Raw genomic sequence first — 26,379 nt, forward strand, 5'->3', positions numbered from 1 at the left:
AGCAATTTTGTGGATTTGGCAAGTCAGAGAGCATTAAATCCAAAAGCTCATCAGGAGTGGGAACAGCGATTTTTGCAAGCTCAGGATACAGTCATTCAAAACTTAACATTTGCCCGTAGTGTCTGGACAACTATCTGGACTAGGCAAAGAGGAGCTACCCTGCGGGGAAATCAGTTACTCGTATTAATTGAGGATATAAATCAAATTGTCAATTCTGTTGTAGCACTGAGCGAACTATTAGCGATCGCATCCGAACATCAATTATTTTCTCGGTTACAGCCAGAAATTCAGCAAGTGATAGAACAGTCGGCAATTGCTCTGCAAATGTTATCACAAGCGATAGCTAAAGGAAAAAACTCACCTCACTTAGGGGATCTCGATCGGAGTCTTGAAGCACTAGAACACCAAACGCAAGTTCTGCGTTCGCAAGTCCTCAATCAAACCATCAATGCTCAGACAGATGAATATTCCGATCTCCTCAACCTTGGCAAGATTACAGCCAGTCTGACAAAACTAGTAGAGCAAATTCATACTGATGCAGAGATTGTTACAGATTTAAACCAGGGAAAACAGCGCAACAGCATTGCCCAGCGAGATATTTCCCCCCCAGCCCAACCAGAGCGTTCTACAATTATTGATACGCTGCGAAATAATTTCACTTTTGATTCAGTCCTCTTTCGTCATGCGTTGCGCCTCGCACTAATAACAACCTTTGCTGAATTACTTGCGTCGCTATTCCAACTACCTAGAGGCTACTGGATAACCATAACAGCTTTAGTTGCACTTAAACCTAACTTCGGTGGGACGTCACAGACAACAGTACAAAGAGTTGTTGGCACTGTTTTGGGTGGAATTATCGGTATTGCTCTGGTTTTACTAATTAAGAATTCATTAGCGATATCTATGACGGGCTACGCCTACGCAGTTTGTTTCCTACTGCTGGTGTTTGTTGCGATGTCGGTGCGATCGTTAAGCTACAGCTTATTTATCATCCTGTTGACTCCCGCCATCATATTGCTACTCAACATTATTAATGCAGGTGGCTGGAAGGTTGGAGTATTGCGGATCTTCGATAGCTTGGCTGGGGGTGTCTTAGCATTGCTTGGTAGCTATTTGCTTTTCCCCCGTTGGGAACGACAGCAACTTCCTGCACAACTAGAAAAGACAATTCGAGCTAATCTTGCTTACTTTCAGCAAGTAATAGCTAACTATCTCCATCCAGAACAGAATGCGATCGCTGATATCAACATGCTACGCCACCAAGCAGCACTAGAGAACGCCAACGCAAACGCCGCAGCTCAACGATTATTCAGCGAACCTCGTCACATTCAGGGAGAAATCGAACCTGTAATGACGCTGATGATATACATTCGTGGCTTTTTCAGTTCGGTAACAACTTTGGCAGAACATCTGCGCGAATTTAGTGGTGAGTACCAATTTCCTGAAGTAAAGCGACTTGCTGATACCATTGTCCAAGTTTTGGAAAACTTAGCAGATGCCCTTGGGCAAGGACAGGCACCTCAACCATTACCAGCGCTGGATAGCTATCTTGAAGCAATTCACGCCCAAATTGAACAGTTACATACTGCTCGGTTATCAGAAATTGCTACCAATTCCAACACTTTAACTCCTACATTACAAGCCGTTCGAGAACAAACTCCACTCTCCACAGAACTGGATCGAATTGTTAATGAAATTAAAGTTCTGCACTGTGTAATTGCTCGTCTGCAAGAATAATTGGCGTTGCAAAACAGTAGGTTTGCGAAAGCGAAGTTAAATAGTTAATAGCTTAGAATTAAGAAGATATTATGACCACTGAGAATTTTATCGTCCGCCCAATGAAAAGGTCGGAAATGGATTTGGCGATTACTTGGGCAGCAACCGAAGGTTGGAATCCAGGAAAGTATGATGCTCAATCTTTTTATCAAACTGACGAGAGCGGTTTTTTCTTGGGTGAGTTGAATGGTGAGCCGATGGGGTGCATTTCTGCTGTTGCTTACGATGCACACTTTGGCTTTCTAGGTTTTTACATTGTGAAACCCCAGTTTCGTGGGCAGGGGTTGGGTATGAAAATTTGGAAGACAGCAATGGACTATCTGGGTGCTGATCGTAACATCGGCTTGGATGGTGTAGTAGCTCAACAAGATAACTATAAAAAGTCTGGTTTCCAAATCGCTTATAACCATATTCGTTATGAAGGGGTGGGTGGCGGTGTTGTGCCTGCTGGGATCGTGGATCTGAAAACAGTGCCTTTTGAAGATTTGGTGGCTTACGATCGCCAACTTTTTCCTTCTAAGCGATCGCTGTTTCTGCAACATTGGATTGAACAGCCAGAAAGTACTGCTTTCGGGTTTATCAAAAATGGATATCTTGCTGGTTACGGAGTTATCCGACCTGCCCATACAGGTTTTAGGGTTGGGCCACTGTTTGCTAATGATGAACAGATTGCTGAAGCATTGTTTCAAGCCTTGCTTGCACAAAATCCTCATGCTCCAGTGTTTTTTGATGTGCCGGATGCAAATCTACAAGCGATTGACCTAGTTCAACGTTACCAATTGCAGCCAGTCTCTCAAACTGCTCGGATGTACACTAAAAAAATTCCTAGTTTACCTATTAATCGCATCTTTGCTGTGACAAGTGTAGAACTAGGTTAGAGACGGACAAACAATGTGTTTACACCTCTAATATACAATTCCACTGTCAGCGCGTGAGTTTTTCTGTTAGTCTGTGTGCGTCAAACTTGATGACTTTTGAAAGTTCAATTCTTTACAAGAGATGCGATCGCAGCTACCAATTTCGCAGGATCGGCTGGTTTAGCAATGTGGAGTTGAAATCCGGCTGTAAAAATCTGTTTTTGCGTCGTTTCTCCGGCGTAAGCACTTAGAGCGATCGCGGGAATTTGTCCGCCTAAATTGGCGGGCATTGCTCGTAACTTTCTGATCAAAGTGTAACCGTCAACATCTGGCATACCTAAATCGCTTAACAGCAAATCTGGCTTTGACTCCATAATTGCAGCCAGTGCTTCAGTGGCAGATGCTGCGATCGTCACGATTGCTCCCTGCTGTTCTAATAGAAAGGCCAGAAACTCACGGGTATCAGCATTATCATCTACAACTAATAAACATATCCCTTCTAGTGGAGCATAAAGCATACACGATGGATAGGAGCCGTTTGATAGATTGCGATCTTCCCTTGCTAATTCCAGATGTTGAAACACGGGTAGGCAAACTGTAAACGTCGCACCTTGTCCTTCTCCTAAGCTCTCTGCCCTAACTGTACCGCCATGTAACTCGACAAGTTGGCGCACAATTGCCAAACCAAGTCCTAATCCACCAAAACTTCGGGTTGTAGTAGTATCTGCCTGACGGAAATACTCAAATACGTATGGCAGAAAGTCACGACTAATACCTTTACCCGTGTCACTAACTCTCAGTTGTACCTCAGAATTAATCTGTTCTAAGTAGACTTCGACTTGTCCACCAGATGGTGTGAATTTAACAGCGTTAGAGAGCAGATTCCAAATAATTTGTTGAATACGATTACTATCACCCTTCACCTGTCCAATTTCTCTATCCAAATGAAGATTAATTTTAATAGACTTTGCTTCTGCTGCCAATTGCACTGTTTCTAAGGCAGCTTCAATAGTAAAAATAAGATTAACCGTTTCTAAATTAAGTGCTAGCTTGCCCTGGAGAATGCGAGAAATATCCAACAAATCTTCAATCAACTGAGCTTGTAATTCAGCATTTCGTTCGATTGTCTCAAGGGCACGCACAGTAGTAGCTTCGTTTAATGAGCGATTTTTCAGTAGCTTTGCCCAGCCCAAAATTGGATTAAGAGGGGAACGAAGTTCATGAGAGACAATTGCTAAAAATTCATCTTTGATGCGGTTTGCTGTCTCAGCAGCTTCTTTTGCCTGTTGCCGTTCTTCTGCTATTGCTAGAGCCTGATCGCGTAGGTTTTTATATTCCTGAACTCGGAAGGTTAAATCTGTCAAATCTTCAATTGAAAAGAGAGCATAAAATCTATCTCCATCCAATGCAGACACAGAAGTAACAGTTGTGTGTTGAATGCGGTATTTATCTTTGGATATAGGTATTGGAATGATATATTTATGCAGTTGAGAAGAAAAAATTGTCGGAGGCCCGCCTTGAAAAATTTGGTGCAAACGGTTAGCGTAACGAGGTTGATTTAGATGAGGAAAATATTTATGAATAGAATTTCCCAATATCTTACTTCTCGGAATTTTTGTCCATTCCTCTAAGCAGGAGTTCCAGAAGATAACAATATAATCTGACTGTAGAACAAAAGCTCCTACAGGAATTTTATCTAAAAGGCTAAATTTTTCCTGAGCTTGTTCAATTATATTCATTGTATTCTCAAAGTTTTTTAAGACTTTTTTTTACCGACTTTTGCTAATATTATATTATTAAGTTATTCCCATTTCCTCCTTCATTGCAGTGATGAGCGCATCAAAAGTGCCCACCAGAAAAATTAAAATAATATCTCCAATAATTTCTAAGCGTTCAATTGTGAAACTGGCTTGTGCCAGTAAGATTTTTGAATCGCTCTCGTACGCAGATAACAATAAATTTTCCAGCGTATCTTCTAAATAAACAGGCAATGTGTAGTTCACATGCCGCTTTAGCACATTAGTGAGTGAACCCATTACCCCATTTATGACAATGTTACCAATTTCGCTCAGGGTGCCAATTTTCACCGCATCTAGGTCAGCCGATCCTGGATCTTCACCTGTAAGCACTGCAATCAATGTTGATGCGCTGTCAGTTGGAAAAATTAAGCTAGCAGTGCCATAGAAAGAGCCTGTAAAGCCTAGTTTGACAGATGCCAAAGTTTCATCATGAAATCGTTTTGTTAATTCTTGATATGCTTCGGTAGCAGTTAAGATTTTAACAACCGGAATTTTCAGACGAATGTGAGAGTCTACCATTTCATTAAGTAGACTTGCTGCTCGACCGACTCCAATATTAATTAACTCTTCTAGGGCATCCAGTTCTTCTTCTGTCACATTCATGAAAACTTATTCCTTGGTATTAAGAACTTCCTGGACTGCCTTTCGCAATTCACTTTCTTTTGGCGGTTTATTAATAAAGTTGACTGCCCCCAAGTTAAAACTTTGATTGCGTGCCCCTTCTTGGATATCGGCAGAAATGATAATAGTCGGAATTTTTAATTTTTTATCTTGCATAGCTTTTAAAAATTCAAAGCCATTTATATCGGGCATTAGAAGATCCACTAATACACAATTTGGGTTATGGTTGTAAACCATTTCTAATCCCTCACGCCCATTAGTTGCTTCGATAATTTCATAACCATCGATTTGCAGAAACTTACGGATCATTCTGCGAGAAAAAGCTGCATCATCGATAATCAACACCACTGCCATTAGCTTTGTCCTTTTGTGCTTTAGCTTAACAATTCTTGATTTAAGCTAGTTAGCCTACATTATTAATTAAAATAAATAGATTAAATAATAAATAAATATAATTTTACAATTTACAATAATAGTTTAGAAAAATTTATTAAACTTGCTGAAACTATAATGTTATGTTGTGGAGTTAAAATTTTTAATAATGCAATGGAAAATTTTAAAAATTTGTTAAGTATTTGAAATCCGATCTAATTCCAGCTTTGCTATCCCTTGCCAATGCAAAACTGTTGTGTGGTGGATATCGGTTACTTGCTCGATTTTTCGCAGGCTCATGCCATTAAGATACATTTTGAGGTATAGCTACTTGATGTCGTTTGAGTAGCACCAAGGTTGTTAGGATTCGATGAACTGATGATTGCATTATTTCCACTTGTAAAATTGTCTGTCTTGACGACGACCCTTCTTGAAACTTTGAGTTGAATAGCAACGATAAGATTGCCTATTTGTTAACTATATCATTAAGGCAAATATTATGTCTTCAGCCTGAGACAAGACAAACATCTTTCTTTAGATAGAGATTGCTGAGGTTGAATATTAAATTAGTATTAAAGTAGGATATATAAAACTTTACTTTATTAACCAATGGAGTTAAATGAAATTGACGATGATATAGAAGCATTTCTCGTTGAAAGCTATGAGAACTTGAATCAAATTGAAGGCGATATTATTGAGCTAGAGAAAGCATCTGATAATGGAGAAGCATTAGTTCGCATTTATCGCTCACTCCATACGCTTAAAGGAAATTGCGGCTTTTTACCGTTTCCTAATTTAGAATCACTTGCTCATGCTGGAGAGAATTTGCTCTCGTGTCTGCGCGATCGCACGATCGCAATCACCCCTGAGATTATTAGTACTTTACTACAAACAGTAGACAGCATTCGGCAAATTCTGGCTCAAATACAAGCTACAAAGCATGATGGCGATGTCTACGACGGGCTGCGCCTACGCGATTATTCAGCAATAATCGTGGCTCTAACCCGATTGTCAGAAACTAAACAGACTCCAAAAGCCTCTCAATTGCCTGTTAATACACAAACGCCACAAAAAGATACAGCAGCTAGTGAGTCTGTAGAAGCTCTCAATAACGAACTCACAGAAATATCAACGACAACATCAGAATCTGCTTATATCCGAGTCAATGTTAATCTGCTAGATCAGATGATGAACCTAGTGGGTGAACTCGTTTTAGCTCGTAATCAGATAATTGGATTTAGTACAAAATTTAAGGATAATAGTTTTGCTGCTACTTGCCAGCACTTGAGCCTACTTACAGCCCAGTTGCAGGAAGGGGTGATGAAAACTCGGCTGCAACCAATTAGTTCCATCTGGCAAAAGTTCCCTCGCGTCACCCGTGATTTGGCGATCGCTTCCGGTAAAGAAGTTGAAGTAGAGATGGAAGGGGCAGAGACAGAATTAGACAAAAGTATTATTGAAACAATTAAAGACCCCTTAACGCACTTATTACGCAATTGCATCGATCATGGGATTGAATTACCAGCCGAGCGGGTTGCTTGTGGAAAGCCAAGCGTAGGACGGCTATTTCTCAGAGCCTTTCACGAAAGTGGCAAAGTCAATATTGAAATTGGCGATGATGGTCGCGGTCTGAATTTAGAACGGCTCAAAGGGCGAGCGCAGCAACTTGGTTTAGTAAACGCTGTGCAGGCTGCAACCATGAGCGAGTCAGAAGCGATGAACTTAATTTTTTTATCCGGCTTCTCCACTGCTGAACAAGTGACTCACCTTTCCGGGCGAGGGGTTGGGATGGATATTGTCAAGAGCAATATTGAGAAGATTAACGGAAGGGTTGAAATTTACAGCCAACAGGGACAAGGAACGACCTTCAAAATCAAGATTCCGCTAACATTGGCAATTATTCCAGCATTGATTATCAGCAGTGGGAGTGATTGCTATGCCATTCCCCAAACGAGTTTACTAGAATTAGTACGCCTAGAAGCACTCAATAGTATTGAGATATTATACGATGTGCCTGTGTATCGCTTGCGGGGTAATCTTATACCCTTGATTTATCTCAACGAAGTGTTGCAACAGGATTGTGTCAGCAACTTAGAAACACTCAGTTTGGTAATAGTGCAAGTTGATAACTATCGCTTTGGGCTAGTCGTAGACACAATCGAAGACATTCAAGATATCGTAGTTAAACCTTTGGGAAGACAGTTAAAGGCGCTATCCCTATTTGCAGGAGCCACCGTTTTAGGGGATGGCACAGTGGCATTAATTATTGATGTTGTCGGTCTGGCAAACCGAACCAGTATAACCGCCAAACAAAAGCAGTTGTTGAGCGAAAATGCTGTAAATAGCCAAGAGCAAGCAGGCGATCGCCAAACAATTTTACTGTTTGAAGGCCCCCAAGGCGCACGCATGGGTATTCCACTAGCGATCGCATTTCGGCTTGAAGAGATTCTTGCTTCTGCTGTCGAAAAAGTGGCTAATCAGAATGTCTTTCAGTCTTACGGGCAAATTTTGCCACTGATCGATCTTTATAAGATATTTGGCGATTGCGATCGCCTTAATGATCAGGCTTTGGCGACAGTTGCAGAAACGCTCCAAATAATTATTGTCTCTCCATACTCAGAACTCAGCGTTGGGCTAGTAGTCGATCGCATTCTTGATATTGTGGAAGAACCACTAACCATTAAAGGTATTCCTAGTAGACCTGGTGTGCTTTTTTGTGCTGTAATTCAAGGAAAAATCACAGAAATTCTTGACATTGAGACTGTAATTCGGATTGCTAACCCTCATTTGCTGCAATTAGCGACTCATGGCTGAACAACAAATTTGCACATTTTTCCTCAAAGGAGCTTACTTTGGTATTGACGTGCAACACGTTCAAGAAGTGATTCGTCCACAAGCAACGACTCCTGTACCTTTAGCACCAGCAGATATCTATGGGTTGATTAATTTACGTGGACAAATTATTACTGTCATCGATTTGCAGCGTCGATTAGAGATGAGCGAACCGCAGACACAATCAACTACAAGTTTTGTAGATGAACCGCAGGGATTTAATATCATTGTGTGTTCTGAGCATGAAGTAGTCAGTCTGCTAGTGGATGATGTGGGAGATGTTTTAGAGTTTGCACACAACACCTTTCAACCCCCACCCGCAACGTTAAAAGGTAGAATGCGTCAGATGCTAGCAGGAGCTTACCCGCTCCCAGAGGGATTTCTGTTAGTTCTAGACGCCGAGAAAATTCTAGATGTTAATTTAACAAATCAGATTATCGAATAATTCAGGAGCGCTTTGCAATGACTACAAATAGGGCTGGAAAAACAGCCAACTCAAAATCTCCCTCGGTGGATAGTGCAGATTCGCAACCGACCGATGACAGTGTAATAAAAGTGCAATTGCAAGCGTTACTAATAGCACTTAAGGCGGCAAAAAACGGTGATTTTACCGTCCGTTTAGCTCATGAGAATAATGAACTGGGTGAAATCACCTCAGTTTTTAATGAATTGGTGAGTTTAAATCAAAACTTTGCTAACGAAGTTAATCGCTTGGCATCCGAGATTGGTATCCAAGGGAAGCTCGGTTCTCAAGCCATTGTCAAAGGAGCAAGTGGGAGTTGGAAAGAATCGCTCGATAACTTGAATCAGATGTCTACTAATTTAAAAGAGCAGATAAAAGGTATTAATGAGGTTAGCCTTGCCGTCGCTCAAGGAAATTTGTCCAAGCAAATCGAGGCAAGCAATGCAGGAGAGTTTAAACAGCTTACGGATAATGCAAATCAGATGATTAGCAGCCTGAAGTCTTCAATCATACAGATGACAGAGGTGGCAACAGCAGTTGCATCTTCCGCAGAAGAACTAACCGCAGTCAGCAAAGAAATGAGTGAGAACGCCGAACAAACAGCCGAACAGGCCACTTCTGCGTCTGCCTCAGCTGAACAGGTAAGTCAGAATACCAATACAGTTGTGACTGCCGTGGAAGAAATGAATGCTAGCATTCGAGAAATTGCTAAGACCGTTACTCAAGGAGCAAAGGTCACGAGTGAGGCAGTTAAAACAGCCGATCGCACAAACGAGACAATTAACAAACTCGGTCAAAGCAGCATCGAAATTGGTAAAGTTATTAAAGTCATTACCTCTATCGCAGGGCAAACAAACCTGCTAGCACTCAATGCTACCATTGAGGCGGCTAGAGCCGGGGATGCAGGTAGAGGATTTGCCGTAGTCGCCAACGAGGTGAAAGAATTAGCCAAACAAACGGCAACTGCGACTGAAGATATTAGCTTGCGAATTGAAGCAATTCAAACAGATACAAAAAGTGCCGTTCAAGCCATCACTCAGATTACTAGTATTATCAATCAAATCAACGACTTCCAAAGCACGATCGCCAGTGCTATTGAGGAACAAACAGCAACTACAAATGAAATTGGTCGAAATATGACTGAGGCAGCCAAAGGAACATCAGACATTGCCAAAAGTATTGGAATTGTGGCACTTAATACTCAAAGTACAACTACTGGAACCAGTAATACTTTAGAGGCAGCTACAGAATTATCCCGAATGGCAGTAGATTTGCAGAAAGTCGTCAATCAGTTCAAGTATTAACAGGAGGCAGGGGGCAGGAGGCAGGAGGTAGGGGGCAGAGGAGATATATTTGAGAATGCAACAATGAGTCTTTGATACTCATGAATCCACCTTAGAACTCCGTTAACGAGTCTTTGATACTCATGAATCCACCTCAGAACTCCGTTAACGAGTCTTTGATACTCGTGAATCCACCTCAGAACTCCGTTAACGAGTCTTTTATACTCGTGAACAAGCATAAAAACTCTACTCCCCTGCCTCTCAATCGCCTAATCCCCCAATACCTAATACCTAATGCCCAAAATTCGGGTACTAATTGTTGATGACGCCGTTGTAGTACGGAGTCGAGTAAGTAAAATTTTATCTAGCGATCCAGAACTAGAGGTGGTAGGAGTCGCGGCTAACGGCCGCATTGCCCTTGCCAAGATTTCCCAAGTTAATCCCGATGTGATCATCCTGGATATTGAGATGCCGGAGATGGATGGTTTGCAAACTCTGTCCGCTATCCGACAAAAGTATCCACGCTTACCAGTCATTATGTATAGTACCTTCACACACAGGGGAGCGATCGCAACCCTGGAAGCTCTTTCTTTAGGTGCTTCAGACTACGCCACAAAACCTAGTAACTTAGGAAGTGTAGAGGCAACAAACCAACATATTCGGGATGATTTAATTCCCAAAATTAAGGTATTTGGTGCATTTTTCACACAAAGCCCAATTACTCATCCAGTTGTTTTTCCCCTTAGTAGGGATATACAGCAGGTGAAAGTTGTGGCAATTGGAGTTTCTACCGGAGGCCCAAACGCTCTGGGTGTATTGCTTAGGGAGTTTCCACCAGATTTATCAGTGCCGATTTTGATTGTGCAACACATGCCGCCAATGTTTACGAAACTACTAGCTAAACAATTAGCTTCCAAGTGTCAAATCCCAGTAGATGAAGCGGTTTCTGGACAGATACTAAAACCGGGACATGCCTGGATTGCACCAGGAGATTTTCATCTAATTGTGCAACGTGACAAAACTGGGGTTCGACTTGCCACCCATCAAGCATCTCCTGAAAATTCCTGTCGTCCTTCAGTTGATGTGCTGTTGCGATCAGTTGCACAGGTTTATGGGGCTGGAGCGATCGCAGTTATTCTCACTGGCATGGGGCAAGATGGCTTACATGGCTGTCAGTGCATACGCGAGGCGGGTGGACAGGTACTTGCACAAGACAAAGCTACTAGCGTCGTGTGGGGAATGCCTAGTTTTGTCGTTAATGCCGGACTTGCCAATCAAATTCTTCCACTTAACCAAATCGCAGATGAAATTATGCACAGAATTCGTTTCAATCAAGTTCCTCCTTCAGACCTGTAATGACACAGATTATGGGTGTAAGCAGCACTGATTTTGAGTATCTTCGAGAATTAGTTCATCATCATTCAGCCGTTGTATTGTTCGGTGATAAAACCTATTTAGCAGAGTTACATTTGCAGCCAATTGTCGAATTGGCAGGATTCGCTTCTATCGCTGATTTGGTTACTTACTTACGAACTGAGCCGTTTAATAGTCTTCACGCCCAGACAATCGAGGCGCTAGTCACTAACGAAACCTCATTCTTCCGTGATAGCCACCCTTTTGAAGCGCTGAAAAAATACATATTACCAGAGTTAATTAAACAACGAGAAAGTGAGCGATCGCTCAACATTTGGTGTGCTGCCTGCTCTAATGGACAAGAACCTTATAGCATCGCCATACTAATTCATGAACACTTTCCCACGCTTCTCAATTGGCCTGTAAAATTAATTGCGACTGATTTTTCTACTAAGGTTTTAGCGCGGGCCCGCGAGGGGCATTATAACCAACTTGAAATGAATCGTGGACTCCCTAAAAATATTCGCGATCATTACTTTCAAAAGCTAGAAACTCACTGGCAAATAAAGGAACAAATCCGCCAGATAGTTGATTTTCGTGAGTTGAATCTTTTACAATCTTGGTCATCTCTGCCACAATTCGACGTTATCTTTTTACGGAATGTTTTAATCTACTTTGATGTTGTTACCAAGAAAGCCTTACTAAAAAAGATCAAGCAGCAATTAAGGCCAGATGGCTATTTGTTTTTGGGTAGTGGTGAAACGACTATCAGCCTAGATGAATCATTCAAGCGGGTTTTATTTGACAAGGCTATCTGCTACCGATTGCACAGTCGTGGAGTTAACATTACCCAATAAAATCAGCAAACTATTGTTTTCCGCTATTTTCCTCATAACCATTAAGGGTTTTGACAAAATAAATATTGATAGTTAAAAGTTACATACCACACACATGTTATTGAAATTTATAAAGCAGATTACTGTTGAAAATGCGCCTAAAGCTGAGTTTAATTTAAGTATCGCTATAAAAGGAGTTAAAAAAGTATATTTTTTTAACTCCAGTTCCCTATTTACTTTTAGGTTTTTCATCTAAAAATTTCAGCAGCTTTTTTACATACCCCCAAACTTCCTTTCAAGAACTGTACTTAACTATTAAAATAGCGTGTAATAACTTGATAATCAAGAAGGAATAAAAAACATCCTACTTTTCCCACCTTTCTTACTTTTTCTACTATAATTTTTCCTAACATTATTCCTCTAATTTCTTCAGAGCATCAGGCTTGTGAGCAGCTTGTTTTCCTGTCTTATCACTTTCAACTAAGTACTCAGGGTTATCTTCACTTGCCGCAATATGGTGTTCTTTAATATCTGTAGGTGAAGTGAGTTTCTTTACTACCTTGCCAGTTGTCTTGCCTTGTGAAGTGTTCCATTCAACCCGATCGCCATTTTTGAATTGTTCAGCCATATTCATCTCCTCTTAATGTTTTATATCTACTAACGTCACATTATGTCTGCGATTGGAAAAACAGCCATCATTCTTGTGATAGAGAAAACATCCCTTATTAAGCCATTAATTAAATTGGTATAAGATGAAAAAATGAGGCGATCGCTCCAACCACCTTGATACAAAAGCTGTGTATCGCCTGATAATGAAGAAAGATTAAGCAGATCCTCAAAAAACTCTCAATGAGCCAGACTAGCCTAAATTTAGTTGCAATATCTATCTTTCTGATGACCCTATCGGTACTGCTGGGGCCATTCTTGAATTTATCGCCCGCAGTACCGGCGCTTGCTACCTTCGCTATTTTAGGAATAGCGACTTTTGACAGTTTTAGCTTGCAAGGCAAGGGTGGTACTATCTTTTTAGACTGGATTGCTGGATTTTCAAGTGAACACCGCGATCGCATCGTCCACCACGAAGCAGGGCATTTCTTGATTGCTTATTTGTTAGGTATTCCCGTTACCGGCTACACTCTCAGCGCTTGGGAAGCCTGGAAACAGGGGCAACCTGGACAAGGGGGCGTTAGCTTTGATGATGGCGAATTAGCATCTCAACTAAAAGTGGGTAAAATCAGTGCCCAAATGCTAGATCGCTACTGCACTGTTTGGATGGCGGGTATTGCTGCTGAAAGCCTAGTTTTTAATAATGCTGAGGGTGGAGGCGATGATAAAAGTAAGCTGATAGGAGTCTTGACAATTTTGGGATTTCCTGAATCAGTTTATCAGCAGAAACTGCGGTTTCATACCCTGCAAGCAAAAACCTTACTGCAAGAAAATTGGTCTAGCTACGAGGCTTTAGTTAATGCCATGCGACAAGGCACTTCGATAGAAGATTGTCATGCAGAGTTAGGAGTAAGAGGGGAGTAGGGAGTGGGGGCAGAGGGCAGATCGCTTTTAGCGTCTCCCCTTGGGAGAAGGCAGGGGGACAGGGAATAACCTATGGCTAATGACAAATTCCACTTTTAAGAAGAAACAACTTTTAAATGTGGGGTATGAGATAAATAGTTCGAGGCAATAACTCGATTACGTCCAGCAGTTTTAGCTTGTAGCAAGCATTGATCGGCACGATGCAACAAACTTACTCCTTGCTCGTCATCTTCAGCTTGCAGACAGGCTGTACCTAAACTAATGGTGACATTAATTGTCAGTTTGCTACTGAGAAAAAATGGTTCCTCGCAGACTAACAGATTAAGACGACGGGCGACAACTAGTGCTTCTTTATCATTGGTGTTAGCCAAAAGAATCACAAATTCTTCGCCACCATAGCGAAATGCTGTGTCTTGACAGCGCAGATTGTGTCGCAGACGCTTACATAGTAGTTGCAAAGTGCGATCGCCAACTAAATGCCCGTGAGTATCGTTAACTCTTTTGAAGTGATCTACATCCAAAATAATCAAACTCATGGAAGTCTTTTGACTTCTAGCTTTTTTTATTTGCCTGGGTAAGTCCCATTCTAAAGCACGACGATTATTTAATTCTGTTAAGGAATCGGCTAAGGCGATCGCTGATAACATATCATTTGTCCGAATCAAATCTCGGTATTTTTGTCCTTTTCGCAAGCCAACAGTCAATTGAGCAAGTATTAGTCCATGATTGGCCGTCAATTCTGTCAAGGTATGGTCTATTTTTTCATCCAGAAGATGCCAAATATAAGCATCGGCTCCTTGCTTTAATGCCGTAGCAGTCATCTCTAATTCCCTGTGCCAACCCTTATTTCTATCAGCAAGCTGCTCTGGACGATCCTCTAAGAGAATACAGTATATCCAGGATAGTTTTGTCTGGTCTTTCAACCAACTGCAAAGTTCTATACTACCATCCAGACTAGCCTGCACAAGCATTATATCGGGGGGCGTCATTTGAATCCGGGACACTGCCTGATTCAGATTGTCTATAATTTCTACACTAGAAGCCATCGCATAAAGGATCTGATCTGGGAGTGTAGCGATAAAGTTATTTTTTCCAAAGACCAGAATAGAAATATCCATTGCTTTATTTTTTACCCTATTTAACTTTTCAACAGATTAACTTTCTAAGAATTGCTGCTTTTGTTGGCTAATACCGAATATATTCTTCTAAATATAGTTATATTTGCTGATATATTATTTTGTCGCCGAATCATAATACTTTTTCAATTTTAATCTCCTTTTTAGACTTTATTTTTGCTACTCCCGTTTTCAAAACCCTCTCTTCTGACAACTAATGTCTTATTTACACTATCTTTTTAAAACCGTAAAAATACTGAATAATATTGAAATTTATAAAAACTGTTTTTGTAGTTTATTAAGTGTTCTTCTCCTCAAGTAATTACCAGAATAATTAATTTGTGATAACTGTCATATTAGGCAGCCAAATTTCTTCCTAAGAAGAAAAATAAAGAGATTATAAAACTTTTTCATCAAATTATAAAAATCAAAACTATTTTATTGAATGAGAAATGTTATTAACCAAATAGCAGTTAAGGTTTTTGTTTAAAAAATAGGCTTTTATTAAGTATCAATTAGGGGTTTAATTGCCAAAAAACGCGAATACAATGACAGCACAAGTCGCCACTACTAAGGCAGAAAGCTTATATAAATAACCTATTCTACAATTTTAGATGGAATTTTCAGGGTAAAGTTTTACAATGTTATTAGAATAGAAAAATAGTTTATGTCTACACTTTTGCGGTGTTGGTTTATTTACTTAATTCACATCTTTGTTTGTTTACCGCAACCTCAGAAATCTAGAAAACAAAGCTAAAAAAAAGAGTTTATGTTAAAATCTGCCCCTAATGTGGGTAAATTAGTTCAATTCCACCCGTAGAAAGGGCGGAAAAATAGAAAAAATTTTGTTAGCGTACCCCAAAATATGAAAATTTCAACTTCTGTGAAAAGCTAGAATCTGAATCAATAACCCTCAACAGTATAATCAGCAGTAACAATTACCTGTTTGATTGACTCCTCAGAAGCTGGGGATTTCACCATAACAGTTTTAGGATTAACATCGATATCCACCTTGGCTTCAAGTTCTATAAGATGGATGGATTCAGTAATTATTTCTGCACATCTCTCACAAGCAATATTTGATAATTTCAGTTTTAGTGCCATTTGCTACCTTAATATGGGATTTTTAAAGTATTTCTTAAGGATTAATCTTAAAGATCAAAATGCGATGTCTAGGATGGGCTACGCCTAAGCACATCCTGCCAAAGTAAAGTACAGTAGTGGTTAACAACATTATAGTAACTGTATACATCTTATCCACTGGCACAATTCGCTGGCAGTAATATGAAACAAAATGCAAGAATATATAAAGCTATTTATGAAAATACACCTATCTACTGCCGCTACGCCCAAGTCTAAAGTTAAAAATACCTATGTCTTCAAATCCTCAGTACTTAAGCGGTAACGAAATTCGCAACATATTTCTCGACTTCTTTGCCCAACGGAATCACCAAATTCTCCCAAGTGCCTCCCTCGTGCCAGAAGATCCAACCGTGCTGCTGACGATCGCGGGGATGCTACCATTTAAGCCGATATTCTTGGGGCAGCGTACACCAGAATTTAAGCGGGCTACGACTTCGCAAAAGTGTATCCGTACCAACGACATCGAAAATGTCGGACGCACCAAACGGCATCAGACCTTTTTTGAGATGCTGGGTAATTTCAGCTTTGGTGATTATTTTAAAGAACAAGCGATCGCTTGGGGTTGGGAAATTTCCACACAAGTCTTTGGCATTTCCCCGCAAAATCTCGTCGTCAGCGTTTTTAAAGATGATGATGAAGCCTTTGGAATTTGGCGCGATCAAATCGGTGTGCCGATAGCGAGAATTAAACGCTTGGGCGAAGATGATAACTTTTGGGTATCTGGCCCGACTGGGCCTTGTGGCCCTTGTTCAGAAATTTATTACGACTTCCACCCAGAACGCGGTGACGATAATATAGATTTAGAAGACGATTCCCGGTTCATCGAGTTTTACAACCTCGTGTTCATGCAATATAACCGGGACGCTTCCGGTAATTTAACGCCACTGCAAAACAAGAACATCGACACCGGTATGGGTTTGGAGAGAATAGCGCAAATCCTCCAAAAAGTACCCAATAACTACGAAACTGATCTGATTTTCCCAATAATCCAAACAGCAGCCCAAATTGCTGGCATTGATTACCACAAAAGTGATGAAAAAACCAAAGTTTCTCTAAAAGTTATTGGTGATCACGTTCGTTCTGTTGTCCACATGATCGCTGATGAAATTCGCGCTTCCAACGTCGGACGGGGTTATGTGCTGCGGCGGTTAATTCGGCGGGTGGTGCGTCATGGGCGATTAATTGGGATTTCTGGCGAATTTACTACTCAAGTTGCCGAAAGTGCGATCGCTCTTTCTGAATCAGCTTACCCCAATGTGCGCCAACGGGAAGCAGCAATTAAAGCTGAGTTGCAACGGGAAGAATCGAATTTCCTCAGAACTCTGGATAGAGGCGAAAAACTGCTAGAAGAAATTATCCAAGAGGTGAAACAGCGAGGGGAAACTCAAATTAGCGGTGAAAGTGCATTTACTCTTTATGACACCTACGGATTCCCCCTCGAACTTACTCAAGAAGTTGCCGAGGAAAATAATCTCACAGTTGATGAAGCGGGATTTGATGCCGAAATGCAAAAGCAGGTGGAACGCGCCAAAGCAGCACACGAAACCATCGATTTAACTGTGCAAGGTTCCCTTGACAAATTAGCAGAACACATTCAAGTCACCGAATTTTTAGGCTATACCCAATCGGCAGCGACGGCAAAAGTCGAAGCGATTTTGGTAGAAGGTGTTTCTCAAGAGGAAGCAGAAGCGGGGACAGAGGTGCAAATTGTCCTTGACAAAACGCCATTTTATGGTGAATCTGGGGGACAAATTGGCGATCGCGGTTATATCTCTGGCGATGGTATCGTAGTTCGGGTGGAAGACGTTAAAAAAGAATCTGATTTCTTTGTTCACTTCGGACGCATCGAACGCGGTACACTGCGCGTAGGCGATAATGTTACAGCCCAAATTGATCCGGCTTGTCGCCGTCGCAGCCAAGCTAACCATACCGCAACCCACCTGTTACAAGCGGCTTTGAAAAAAATTGTTGATGATAGCATATCTCAAGCTGGTTCCTTAGTGTCCTTTGACAGGTTGCGATTTGACTTCAACTGTCCCCGCGCGTTGACAGCAGAGGAAGTGCAACAAATTGAAGAACAGGTGAACACTTGGATTGCTGAAGCACATGCTGCAAAAGTGGAAGTATTACCAATAGCCGAGGCGAAAGCTAGGGGTGCCGTTGCGATGTTCGGCGAAAAATACGGCGAGGAAGTGCGCGTGATTGACTTCCCCAATGTATCAATGGAACTATGCGGTGGGACTCATGTGAGTAACACGGCTGAAATTGGCGTATTTAAAATTATTTCTGAAGCTGGTGTGGCTTCTGGGGTGCGGCGTATTGAAGCTGTTTCGGGGCCAGCAATACTAGATTATCTCAACCTGCGGGATAAAGTAGTTAAAGATTTGAGCGATCGCTTTAAAGTTAAACCCGAAGAAGTACCAGACAGAATCACAAGTCTGCAAAGCGAACTGAGAAATACCCAAAAGGAACTGGAAACCTTGAAAGTACAGTTAGCGATCGCAAAATCTGATAGCTTGCTGCAAACAGCCGAAACTGTAGGCGATTCTAAAATTATTGTCGCCCAATTAGAAGATGTTGATCCAGAATCATTGAAAACCGCAGCCGAACGCTTGTTGCAAAAAATCGGTAACGGTGCAGTGGTGTTGGGTTCTGTTCCTGAAGAAGGGAAAGTTAGTATAGTTGCAGCTTTTAGTTCAGAAGTGAACAAAAAAGGTTTGCAAGCTGGTAAATTTGTAGGTGCGATCGCTAAAATCTGCGGTGGCGGTGGCGGTGGAAGACCGAACTTAGCCCAAGCAGGCGGACGGGATGCGAGTAAATTACCAGAAGCGTTGCAACAAGCCGAAAGTGAGTTAAAGTCCGCCTTGGGTTAACCATCTTCTGCTTCAACGAGAGAGACAAGTGTAACATAGTGTTTCCCAACATAATGTGAAGGTTGAGATGAAAAGTAATCAAATCCCTCCAGGAAGCTTTGGTATACCTGTATTAGGTGAAACGCTCTCCTTTGTTTTCGACCGCGATTTTGCCAAAAAGCGCTATCGCCAATATGGTTCTATCTTCAAAACCCATCTTCTTGGCAGACCAACTGTGGTAATGGCAGGCCCGGAGGCATTAGAGTTCGTTTTGTCAACCCATATGGAGAATTTTTCTTGGCGCGAGGGATGGCCTAATAATTTCAAAACATTACTGGGTGAGTCGCTTTTTCTGCAAGATGGAGAGGAACATCGCAGAAACCGCCGCTTGATGATGCCGGCGTTGCATGGTCCAGCATTGGTGAATTATGTCTCCACAATGGAAGATATTACGCGCGGCTATCTGCAAAAGTGGGAGAAAAAACAGGAGTTTACTTGGTTCCAAGAGTTTAAACAACTGACGTTTGATATTGCCAGTCAATTGTTGTTAGGTACGCGTCCTGGGCCTGAATGTGTGCGCCTCAGCCAGTTGTTTACAACTTTGACTAATGGGCTGTTTGCTATTAATCCGTTGCCTTTACCATTTACTACATTTGGTAAAGCTATAGCCGCTCGCGATCAGATTTTAGAGCATCTAACTCAAGTTGTCAGAGAACGTCAGCAAAACCCAACTAAAGATACCATCAGCTTGTTAATCCAAGCTAAAGATGAAGATGGTAATAGCTTAAGTGAAAAAGAAATCATTGCCCAAGCGGTACTGTTACTCTTTGCTGGACATGAAACGACTACTTCGATGCTGACTTGGTTATGTACAGAGTTAGCCCGTCATCCAGAAGTACTCGAAAAAGCAAGAGTTGAACAATTGCAACTTGCAAGTAAAGGAAACTTGGATTTAGAACAATTGGGGAAAATGCCCTATTTAGAGCAGGTTTTGTGGGAAGTTGAAAGATTGTACCAGCCTGTTGGAGGTGGGTTTCGTGGTGTGATTAAAGACTTTGAGTTTAAAGGTTATCACGTACCTGCTGGTTGGCAGTTGCTTTATTCAATTGTGATAACTCATAGCCTAAAAGAAATCTACCTTGAACCAGAGCGTTTTGATCCAGAGCGTTTCAGTCAAGAGCGCCAAGAACACAAAAAGTATCCTTTTAGTTTAGTTGGTTTCGGTGGTGGGCCACGCATCTGTATTGGTATAGCCTTTGCCAAAATGGAAATGAAGATTATTGCTGCTCATCTTCTACGCAATTATCATTGGGAGATATTACCCAATCAAAGTTTAGAGGTAGTTGTGGTTCCCACTAATCGCCCTAAAGATGGGTTGCGGGTTAGATTTCAACCTCGGTGAAATGTTTTATGGCATCCCAAATAGACATACATTTATCTAACGGAGTTTTGCAACACTTGCAAAATGTGAAAGATTTTGTAGGTGAAAATGTTAACTCTCTAAGTAATTCAGCACAACAAGTTGGGGAGTCTTTGAAGGCAACAGCAACTACAACGACTGATAAAGCAATTGATACAATTACGACAAGCTTAGAACAAACTTGGCAAACTGCTGATAAATTTAAGAGTACAACATCGGGCGCAGTTAAAGATGCGATGGTATCTTCTGCAAGTGATTGGCTGACACAACACCCAATATTATTTAAGTTAGTTCAAATACTAGGTTGGGCGACTAATCACCCAATTGTTAGTATAGTGGTTTTGCTGTTTGCGATCGCTCTCATCTGGAGTGTCATCAAAGCAATCGTCCGCTTGATTGAAACTGCTAGTTGGTCAATACTCCAAGTTCCGTTAAAATTGCTTCAGGCTTTGTTTAAAGTTAGCTTTCTATCCTTAACTAAAGTTGGCAGTTATACTGTTCAACGAATGACAGCTACAGAAACAATTGATAACCTGCCAGCTTTGCCACCTGAGAATTTTCAACCAAATAAACAACAACGATTAGTAGAAATTTCTAGTCGCTTAGAAGCAATTCAAAAGGAACAGCATGAGCTTTTACAAGAAGCAGCAGACTTGATTGCTTCCGACACAATTAATATAGAAATCTCAAAAATTAAACAGCTAGAAAGCGTTGAATCACATCTTGGCTGAGTTCGGCTGTGGAACCGGAGGCGACAATACCACCTTTTTGCATAGCGTAATAGTAATCAGCTTGACGAACAAAGTGTAAATGTTGCTCTACCAATAAAACTGAAATGCCTGTGGTTTCGACGATGCGACGGACTGCGGCTTCAATTTCTAGGATGATTGAGGGTTGAATACCTTCGGTGGGTTCATCTAAGACGAGTAATTGAGGCTCTCCCATTAAAGCACGTGCGATCGCTAATTGTTGCTGCTGTCCCCCACTCAAATCACCACCCATCCGCGAAAGCATGGTTTTTAACACTGGGAATAAGCTAAAAACTTCCTCTGGAATTTCTGCTTTTTTTACTGGTTTGCGTCTAGCTTCTAACCCCAGCAGCAGATTTTCTTTGACTGTCAAACGGGGGATGATTTCTCGTCCTTGGGGAACATAACCAATTCCTAACTTTGCCCTTTGGTCTGGAGATTTCGAGTTGATTAATTCTCCAGCTAAGTTAATAGTACCACTGCGGGGTTTGAGTAAACCCATAATTGTTTTGAGTAATGTAGATTTCCCTACACCATTGCGTCCAATCAGGCATATCATTTGCCCAGATGGTACGCTTAAATCTACATTGCGGAGAATATGGCTTTCGCCGTAGTAAACGTTAAGGTTAGAAATTTTTAGCATTCGCAACTCCACAAAAAGATTAGGTCAGGCGGTTACACCGGGATTGTTAGGCTGTTTATCTCCTACCGTATTTGGAGAGAAAGAGTCAGGAATTGAATTTAATGGTTCTTGTATCAATGTTCTAGTTCTTAAAGCCTCAAAATCATCGGTAATTTTGTCAATACTATAATCAGCTTTGTATTCAAGGAAAGATTTAATTTTTTGAGCTTCAGCAATACTTGCTCGATAGAACCATACCCTCTTTTCAAGAGGGAAAATGCCAAATGCAGACTGAACAGCAGCTGAGGCAGCTCCTAACCCAGCAGCTAAATGGGCATTATTATTGATACCAGCAAGTGTTACACCAAGACTCAGACCAATAGAAGTAAGACTAAATACAATACCTAAAAATCTATTAAAATTCACTTGAAATTGATATTCCTTGATAAAAGGTTCTATCTTATTTTTCATGAACTCAATCTCTGGTGTTTTTACTTTGCCTTGTTGATTAATATTTGATGATGTCATAGGTTGATAATATCCAATGTTCTATCTAGTTTGTAAAGTCGTATGAAACCCTTAGAGGTTGTTTAAAAAGCTTTAAAGTATACCGAAACCTCTCCCCTATTGGGTATTATGTTACGCGCTCTATAATAATAGTTACCTTGAATAAATGCTGTAATCAGGAAAAACACGTAAAGTCAAAAACTTTGACATTTATGCTACATAATTTTTTAATAGTAGTACTGTTAATTTATTAATAACACTGTAACTGGGCTAGCAATACAACAATTCCATCGATAGCTTGCCGTACAATTTTTGCAGGCTGCTCCAATTGATTGCCAGCAACAAACTATATTCCACAATGGTTAAAAAGTTTTTGCACTATGGTAGACTAATACCTAAGAATACCTTGTGAAGTAAAAATTTAGTCTTCCTGTTTTCCTAGATATACTTCAATAACACGGGAATCATTTTGAACTTCTTCAAAATTTCCTTCGCACAGTACTGAACCTTCATGTAACACTGTTACCTTCTTGGCGATTTGACGCACAAATTCTATATCGTGTTCAATTACTAAAATTGAATGATTCTGCGCTAGTATTAAAAGTAATTCACCAATATTATAAGTTTCTTCATCTGTTAAACCAGCAACTGGTTCATCAACAAGTAATAAGTCAGGTGACTGTGCTACTAACATCCCAATTTCTAAACGCTGCTTTTCGCCGTGGGAAAGTAAACCTGCTCTGATGTCAGCTTTAGCAGTTAAACCGATAGTTTCTAATAATCCTTTAATATTATTCTTTTCAACAGTATTAGAACGTCCAAACAAAGTAGAAAAGACGTTTTTATTACGGTTGCTAGTAATTTCTAGATTTTCATGGGGCGTTAAGTTTAAGTAAATTCGGGGTGTTTGAAACTTGCGCCCAATTCCCAATCGGGCAATTTTATATTCAGGTAAAGAACGCAGATTTCTTCCTTTGAATAAAACTTGCCCAACGGTTGGCTGCACCTTCCCCGTAATCACATCCAGAAATGTTGTCTTCCCGGCTCCATTGGGGCCAATTACTACTCGTAACTCGCCCACATCCATGCTAAAGTTAAGCTGATTTAGCGCTTTAAAACCGTCAAAACTAACAGTTACGTTTTCAGTTTCCAATATTTTCGCGTTCATGTTGCACTTCGGGGTCTTCTTCCAAGGTGGGATATGTAGCAATTTGTTGACGGCGGTGGAAAAGAGAAATATTCTGACTACGCAACCATCCCACTATGCCGTCAGGAAGCACTGTAACGACTATCAAAAATAGTGCGCCTTGGAAAAATAGCCAGATTTCAGCAAATTGTTCACTTAAAAAAGTGCGGGCATAATTTACTAACAAAGTTCCCACAATCGCGCCAATTAAAGTAGCGCGTCCGCCTACAGCTACCCAAATTACCATTTCAATGGAAAAGGCAATATCCATTGCTCTGGGTGATATAGAACCACTCTGGATAGTGTAAAATGCTCCTGCTATGCCTGCGATCGCACCTGAAACTGCAAACACTAGCACCTTATAATCTGTAGGATCGTAGCCAGAAAATCTTACCCGACTTTCATCATCACGAATAGCTATCAACAATCTCCCAAAGCGTCCAGTTGTCAACCAGCGACAAATTCCGTAAGTGGCTGCGAGAAACACCACCGTCAGCGTATAGAAAACAAACTGCGTTTTCGCATCACTGACCGTTGCCCCAAACAAAGTTGTAAAATCTATCAGTCCATTTGTACCGTTGAAAAGCTGTTGTTGACCGTTAAAGAAATTGAAAAATACAATAGTTCCGGCTTGAGTCAAGATAGAAAAATAAACTCCCTTGAGGCGATTTCGGAAAACTAAATATCCCAATAATCCCGCCAATAACCCTGGAATTAGTACTACAAAAGCTATTGTCAAAGGAAAAGAATAAAAAGGTTGCCAAAAGGCGGGAAGTTCCGTAACTCCATAAAGTCCCATGAAATCAGGCAATTCTCCAGTAGGGACTTGCAGTTTCAGGTACATTGCGATCGCATATCCACCCAAACCAAAGAAAATACCATGTCCCAAACTTAGTAAACCAGTATAACCCCAAATCAAATCGATACCTAAAGCCACAATTGCCAGCGACAAAAATCGTCCCAACAAATTTAGACGAAACTCCGTAAGCAACAGTGGCATAATGATAATGAGGAAAAGTGCGATCGTAACCACCACCCCCACCTCAATTAATAACCCTCCTCCCCTCTTCCTCATTCTCTGCGTCCTCCCTTCGGGTTCACCAGTCGCCTGCGGAGGGAAACCCTTCTGCTGCGCTGGTTCACTGCGTCTCTGCGGTTTAAACATCAACAGTACGCCCCTTCTGCGGAAAAATCCCCCCAGGCTTCCACTGTAAAAACACAATAATTAGCGCAAATACCATCACCTTAGCCATACTCGTCGTCGCAAAAAAAGTAAACAAATCAGCCAAAGGCTTAACAGGACTCAACAGCAAAGCCAAAGTCCCAGAACCAATTAAAAAATTAGCTGTACCAATACCCAACGCCGCCACAATCGTCCCGGCTAAATTGCCCACACCCCCAACCACAACCACCATAAAAGTATCAATAATATAGTTTTGTCCCGTATTTGGCCCTACAGAACCGAGTAAACTAATCGCACATCCAGCCATACCAGCTAAACCAGAACCCAGTGCAAAGGTAATCGCATCAACCTTTTGAGTTGGTATACCCAAACAAGCACTCATACTCCGGTTTTGCGTCACAGCCCGAATTTTTAAACCCCAGCTAGAATGTTGTAAGAATAGATAAATTCCCACCACACAGATTATTGTTAAACCAATAATAAATAACCTAGCGAAGGGTAATTGCACACCACCTAAAGACATCCCTCCTTGCAACCAAGTAGGCGCAGTTACATCCACATTTTGAGCGCCAAACCAAGGTTGAGTCACTGCTAACTGATAAGTTTGACTCAATAAATTAACTGTTGTGATTGTCACCCCCAGCGATAGTAAAAATATTATCGCTACAATCCAGTTACGAACTCTTCCCAAATCAGTGCGAGAATTTAAAATCCATAAACCTCCAAAAAACAACAGAGAAAATAAGCCTATGCCAATTATCAATACCCAATTTACACTGCGAACAAACTGTTGAAAAATTAAACTTACTCCCCAAGTTGCCAAGAGAGTTTCTAGAGGTCGTCCATAGAGATAACGAATCACGCCTTTCTCTAGAATTAATCCCACAGCAGCCGTGAAGATGAAAGCAATAATCAAAGCCAAAAATATATAGACTTCAAACCACACTCCACCCAATTGTTTGCAAGCATTTTGCACAACAAATGTTGTATAAGCGCCGAACATCATCAACTCACCATGTGCCATATTGATGACGCCCATCAATCCAAATATAATCGCCAATCCCAATGCGGCAATTAATAATACAGCGCCAATACTAATACCATTAAATACAGCTTCTAAAAATCCTGCTAACACTTTTTCCTCACATACTATTCGTAAATACGTGTAGTGTTACGGTACAAAAGACTAAACATAGGGACAATAACTTTTTACCGTAACCTACCGAGATAAATAATGCATTGCACTTCGCTATAACGCACCCCAGCAATTTAAAATTAACTAATTCGTAATTGGTAATTAATTACGAATTACGAATTACGAATTACGAATTATTTAGGCTTTCTTGTACTTACTACCCTTAGCCGGGTCACTCCAATCACAAGCAAATCCCTTAGTTTCTTTCACAAATTGATTCCAAGGAACTGGCTCAACGGCTGTCGGAGTAGCATAAACAATATCAAACAAACCATCTTGTCTTACTTGACCAATCCGCACAACTTTGGATATGTGATGATTGGCATCCATTGTCACTTTACCTTCAGGTGCATCTATAGTTTGACCATACGCCGCAGCACTCACTTTCGCTATGTCTGTAGTACCAGCTTTTTCTACTGCTTGCTTCCACAAATAAACAGCGATGTATGCTGCTTCCATTGGGTCATTTGTTACCCGATTTTCACCGTACTCTTTCTTGAAAGCTGCTACAAATTTTTTGTTAGCAGGTGTGTCTACTGTTTGGAAGTAATTCCAAGCTGCATAATGACCTTTGAGATACTCTACACCAATTGCTTTAACTTCTTCTTCGGCAATACTGACAGACATGGAAGGATATTTTTCTGGTGTCAATCCAGCACCTTTCAATTGTTTGAAGAAAGCAACG

At 41.0% G+C, this 26,379-nt stretch carries 23 protein-coding genes; 11 read left to right on the plus strand and 12 right to left on the minus strand.

Translation table 11 applies throughout. The features are described 5' to 3' along the window. Both VE944_RS08880 and VE944_RS08885 read left to right on the plus strand, forming a co-directional pair. Positions 1–1,737: FUSC family protein (locus VE944_RS08880; protein ID WP_324975334.1), on the plus strand; the 1,737-nt coding region annotated here is incomplete at its 5' end. Positions 1,738–1,808: 71 nt separating this feature from the next. Then, positions 1,809–2,654 carry a GNAT family N-acetyltransferase gene (locus tag VE944_RS08885; RefSeq protein ID WP_324975338.1) on the plus strand — a complete coding sequence of 282 codons (846 nt, stop codon included), beginning with the start codon at positions 1,809–1,811 and terminating at the stop codon, positions 2,652–2,654. Positions 2,655–2,758: 104 nt separating this feature from the next. Here VE944_RS08885 and VE944_RS08890 read toward each other — a convergent pair whose 3' ends face one another. From VE944_RS08890 to VE944_RS08900, 3 genes are read right to left on the minus strand one after another with little or no spacing between them, the layout of a single operon-like run. Then, positions 2,759–4,372 carry an ATP-binding response regulator gene (locus tag VE944_RS08890; RefSeq protein ID WP_324975341.1) on the minus strand — a complete coding sequence of 538 codons (1,614 nt, stop codon included), beginning with the start codon at positions 4,370–4,372 and terminating at the stop codon, positions 2,759–2,761. A gap of 57 nt (positions 4,373–4,429) precedes the next feature. Beyond that, on the minus strand, positions 4,430–5,035 hold the full coding sequence (locus tag VE944_RS08895) for a chemotaxis protein CheC (RefSeq protein ID WP_324975343.1): 606 nt from the start codon (positions 5,033–5,035) through the stop codon (positions 4,430–4,432). 6 nt (positions 5,036–5,041) lie between these two features. Further along, positions 5,042–5,407, minus strand: a complete 366-nt coding sequence (locus tag VE944_RS08900) for a response regulator (RefSeq protein ID WP_324975346.1) — start codon at positions 5,405–5,407, stop codon at positions 5,042–5,044. 627 nt (positions 5,408–6,034) lie between these two features. Here VE944_RS08900 and VE944_RS08905 point away from each other — a divergent pair. From VE944_RS08905 to VE944_RS08925, 5 genes are all read left to right on the plus strand, one after another. Continuing rightward, the gene (locus VE944_RS08905; RefSeq protein WP_324975349.1) at positions 6,035–8,239 is read left to right on the plus strand and encodes a chemotaxis protein CheA; all 2,205 of its coding nucleotides are present in this window, start codon (positions 6,035–6,037) and stop codon (positions 8,237–8,239) included. Continuing rightward, positions 8,232–8,702, plus strand: a complete 471-nt coding sequence (locus VE944_RS08910; protein WP_324975351.1) for a chemotaxis protein CheW — start codon at positions 8,232–8,234, stop codon at positions 8,700–8,702. The genes VE944_RS08905 and VE944_RS08910 overlap by 8 nt, the downstream gene beginning before the upstream one ends. Before the next feature lie 17 nt (positions 8,703–8,719). Continuing rightward, on the plus strand, positions 8,720–10,024 hold the full coding sequence (locus tag VE944_RS08915) for a methyl-accepting chemotaxis protein (RefSeq protein WP_324975354.1): 1,305 nt from the start codon (positions 8,720–8,722) through the stop codon (positions 10,022–10,024). 273 nt (positions 10,025–10,297) lie between these two features. Further along, the gene (locus VE944_RS08920; RefSeq protein WP_324975357.1) at positions 10,298–11,359 is read left to right on the plus strand and encodes a protein-glutamate methylesterase/protein-glutamine glutaminase; all 1,062 of its coding nucleotides are present in this window, start codon (positions 10,298–10,300) and stop codon (positions 11,357–11,359) included. Further along, the gene (locus tag VE944_RS08925; RefSeq protein ID WP_324975360.1) at positions 11,359–12,213 is read left to right on the plus strand and encodes a CheR family methyltransferase; all 855 of its coding nucleotides are present in this window, start codon (positions 11,359–11,361) and stop codon (positions 12,211–12,213) included. The genes VE944_RS08920 and VE944_RS08925 overlap by 1 nt, the downstream gene beginning before the upstream one ends. Before the next feature lie 391 nt (positions 12,214–12,604). Here VE944_RS08925 and VE944_RS08930 read toward each other — a convergent pair whose 3' ends face one another. Next, positions 12,605–12,820, minus strand: coding sequence for a hypervirulence associated TUDOR domain-containing protein (locus tag VE944_RS08930; RefSeq protein ID WP_324975363.1), 216 nt, complete (start codon positions 12,818–12,820; stop codon positions 12,605–12,607). Between the two features lie 221 nt (positions 12,821–13,041). On the opposite strand from VE944_RS08930, the gene VE944_RS08935 reads away from it, so the two are divergent. After that, entirely contained in the window at positions 13,042–13,722 is a 681-nt protein-coding gene (locus VE944_RS08935; RefSeq protein ID WP_324975366.1) for an ATP-dependent Zn protease, read from the plus strand. A 95-nt stretch (positions 13,723–13,817) separates the two neighbouring features. On the opposite strand, the gene VE944_RS08940 is transcribed toward VE944_RS08935, so the two are convergent. Together VE944_RS08940 and VE944_RS08945 are read right to left on the minus strand one after the other, a co-directional pair. Further along, positions 13,818–14,840 (minus strand): GGDEF domain-containing protein, encoded by a 1,023-nt coding sequence (locus VE944_RS08940; RefSeq protein WP_324975370.1) that lies wholly within the window; start codon positions 14,838–14,840, stop codon positions 13,818–13,820. A gap of 900 nt (positions 14,841–15,740) precedes the next feature. Continuing rightward, on the minus strand, positions 15,741–15,941 hold the full coding sequence (locus VE944_RS08945) for a heavy-metal-associated domain-containing protein (RefSeq protein WP_324975377.1): 201 nt from the start codon (positions 15,939–15,941) through the stop codon (positions 15,741–15,743). A 269-nt stretch (positions 15,942–16,210) separates the two neighbouring features. Between VE944_RS08945 and alaS the strand changes: the two genes are divergently transcribed. The 3 genes from alaS to VE944_RS08960 all read left to right on the plus strand — a co-directional run bounded on the left by alaS (position 16,211) and on the right by VE944_RS08960 (position 20,983). Next, complete coding sequence (gene alaS / locus VE944_RS08950) at positions 16,211–18,853, plus strand: alanine--tRNA ligase (RefSeq protein ID WP_324975379.1); 2,643 nt, start codon at positions 16,211–16,213, stop codon at positions 18,851–18,853. A 67-nt stretch (positions 18,854–18,920) separates the two neighbouring features. Next, positions 18,921–20,234, plus strand: coding sequence for a cytochrome P450 (locus VE944_RS08955; protein WP_324975384.1), 1,314 nt, complete (start codon positions 18,921–18,923; stop codon positions 20,232–20,234). An 8-nt stretch (positions 20,235–20,242) separates the two neighbouring features. Continuing rightward, positions 20,243–20,983: a hypothetical protein gene (locus tag VE944_RS08960; protein WP_324975387.1), complete on the plus strand. Its 741-nt coding sequence runs from the start codon at positions 20,243–20,245 to the stop codon at positions 20,981–20,983. Here VE944_RS08960 and urtE read toward each other — a convergent pair. The 6 genes from urtE to VE944_RS08990 all read right to left on the minus strand — a co-directional run. Next, the gene (gene urtE, locus VE944_RS08965) at positions 20,946–21,644 is read right to left on the minus strand and encodes an urea ABC transporter ATP-binding subunit UrtE (RefSeq protein WP_190733880.1); all 699 of its coding nucleotides are present in this window, start codon (positions 21,642–21,644) and stop codon (positions 20,946–20,948) included. The genes VE944_RS08960 and urtE overlap by 38 nt on opposite strands. Positions 21,645–21,668: 24 nt before the next feature. After that, a complete protein-coding gene (locus tag VE944_RS08970; RefSeq protein ID WP_324975394.1) occupies positions 21,669–22,151 on the minus strand; it encodes a hypothetical protein in 483 nt (160 codons plus the stop codon). A 400-nt stretch (positions 22,152–22,551) separates the two neighbouring features. Further along, on the minus strand, positions 22,552–23,298 hold the full coding sequence (urtD, locus tag VE944_RS08975; RefSeq protein WP_324975397.1) for an urea ABC transporter ATP-binding protein UrtD: 747 nt from the start codon (positions 23,296–23,298) through the stop codon (positions 22,552–22,554). Further along, the gene (urtC, locus tag VE944_RS08980) at positions 23,273–24,391 is read right to left on the minus strand and encodes an urea ABC transporter permease subunit UrtC (protein WP_324975404.1); all 1,119 of its coding nucleotides are present in this window, start codon (positions 24,389–24,391) and stop codon (positions 23,273–23,275) included. Before urtC ends, urtD begins: the two co-directional genes overlap by 26 nt. 82 nt (positions 24,392–24,473) lie before the next feature. Beyond that, a complete protein-coding gene (locus VE944_RS08985; RefSeq protein ID WP_324975399.1) occupies positions 24,474–25,634 on the minus strand; it encodes an ABC transporter permease subunit in 1,161 nt (386 codons plus the stop codon). Between the two features lie 198 nt (positions 25,635–25,832). After that, positions 25,833–26,379 (minus strand): transporter substrate-binding protein (locus tag VE944_RS08990; protein ID WP_324975401.1); only part of this gene is annotated, 547 nt, incomplete at its 5' end.

It is taken from the genome of Nostoc sp. (genome assembly GCF_035638895.1).
Taxonomy (GTDB): domain Bacteria; phylum Cyanobacteriota; class Cyanobacteriia; order Cyanobacteriales; family Nostocaceae; genus Nostoc.

Excerpts from the sequence above, each read along its gene's own strand:
- VE944_RS08885 (WP_324975338.1), top strand. The coding sequence starts at position 1,809 with ATGACCACTGAGAATTTTATCGTCCGCCCAATGAAAAGGTCGGAAATG.
- VE944_RS08890 (WP_324975341.1), bottom strand. The coding sequence starts at position 4,372 with ATGAATATAATTGAACAAGCTCAGGAAAAATTTAGCCTTTTAGATAAA.
- VE944_RS08895 (WP_324975343.1), bottom strand. The coding sequence starts at position 5,035 with ATGAATGTGACAGAAGAAGAACTGGATGCCCTAGAAGAGTTAATTAAT.
- VE944_RS08900 (WP_324975346.1), bottom strand. The coding sequence starts at position 5,407 with ATGGCAGTGGTGTTGATTATCGATGATGCAGCTTTTTCTCGCAGAATG.
- VE944_RS08905 (WP_324975349.1), top strand. The coding sequence starts at position 6,035 with ATGGAGTTAAATGAAATTGACGATGATATAGAAGCATTTCTCGTTGAA.
- VE944_RS08910 (WP_324975351.1), top strand. The coding sequence starts at position 8,232 with ATGGCTGAACAACAAATTTGCACATTTTTCCTCAAAGGAGCTTACTTT.
- VE944_RS08915 (WP_324975354.1), top strand. The coding sequence starts at position 8,720 with ATGACTACAAATAGGGCTGGAAAAACAGCCAACTCAAAATCTCCCTCG.
- VE944_RS08920 (WP_324975357.1), top strand. The coding sequence starts at position 10,298 with ATGCCCAAAATTCGGGTACTAATTGTTGATGACGCCGTTGTAGTACGG.
- VE944_RS08925 (WP_324975360.1), top strand. The coding sequence starts at position 11,359 with ATGACACAGATTATGGGTGTAAGCAGCACTGATTTTGAGTATCTTCGA.
- VE944_RS08930 (WP_324975363.1), bottom strand. The coding sequence starts at position 12,820 with ATGGCTGAACAATTCAAAAATGGCGATCGGGTTGAATGGAACACTTCA.
- VE944_RS08935 (WP_324975366.1), top strand. The coding sequence starts at position 13,042 with ATGAGCCAGACTAGCCTAAATTTAGTTGCAATATCTATCTTTCTGATG.
- VE944_RS08940 (WP_324975370.1), bottom strand. The coding sequence starts at position 14,840 with ATGGATATTTCTATTCTGGTCTTTGGAAAAAATAACTTTATCGCTACA.
- VE944_RS08945 (WP_324975377.1), bottom strand. The coding sequence starts at position 15,941 with ATGGCACTAAAACTGAAATTATCAAATATTGCTTGTGAGAGATGTGCA.
- alaS (WP_324975379.1), top strand. The coding sequence starts at position 16,211 with ATGTCTTCAAATCCTCAGTACTTAAGCGGTAACGAAATTCGCAACATA.
- VE944_RS08955 (WP_324975384.1), top strand. The coding sequence starts at position 18,921 with ATGAAAAGTAATCAAATCCCTCCAGGAAGCTTTGGTATACCTGTATTA.
- VE944_RS08960 (WP_324975387.1), top strand. The coding sequence starts at position 20,243 with ATGGCATCCCAAATAGACATACATTTATCTAACGGAGTTTTGCAACAC.
- urtE (WP_190733880.1), bottom strand. The coding sequence starts at position 21,644 with ATGCTAAAAATTTCTAACCTTAACGTTTACTACGGCGAAAGCCATATT.
- VE944_RS08970 (WP_324975394.1), bottom strand. The coding sequence starts at position 22,151 with ATGACATCATCAAATATTAATCAACAAGGCAAAGTAAAAACACCAGAG.
- urtD (WP_324975397.1), bottom strand. The coding sequence starts at position 23,298 with ATGAACGCGAAAATATTGGAAACTGAAAACGTAACTGTTAGTTTTGAC.
- urtC (WP_324975404.1), bottom strand. The coding sequence starts at position 24,391 with ATGAGGAAGAGGGGAGGAGGGTTATTAATTGAGGTGGGGGTGGTGGTT.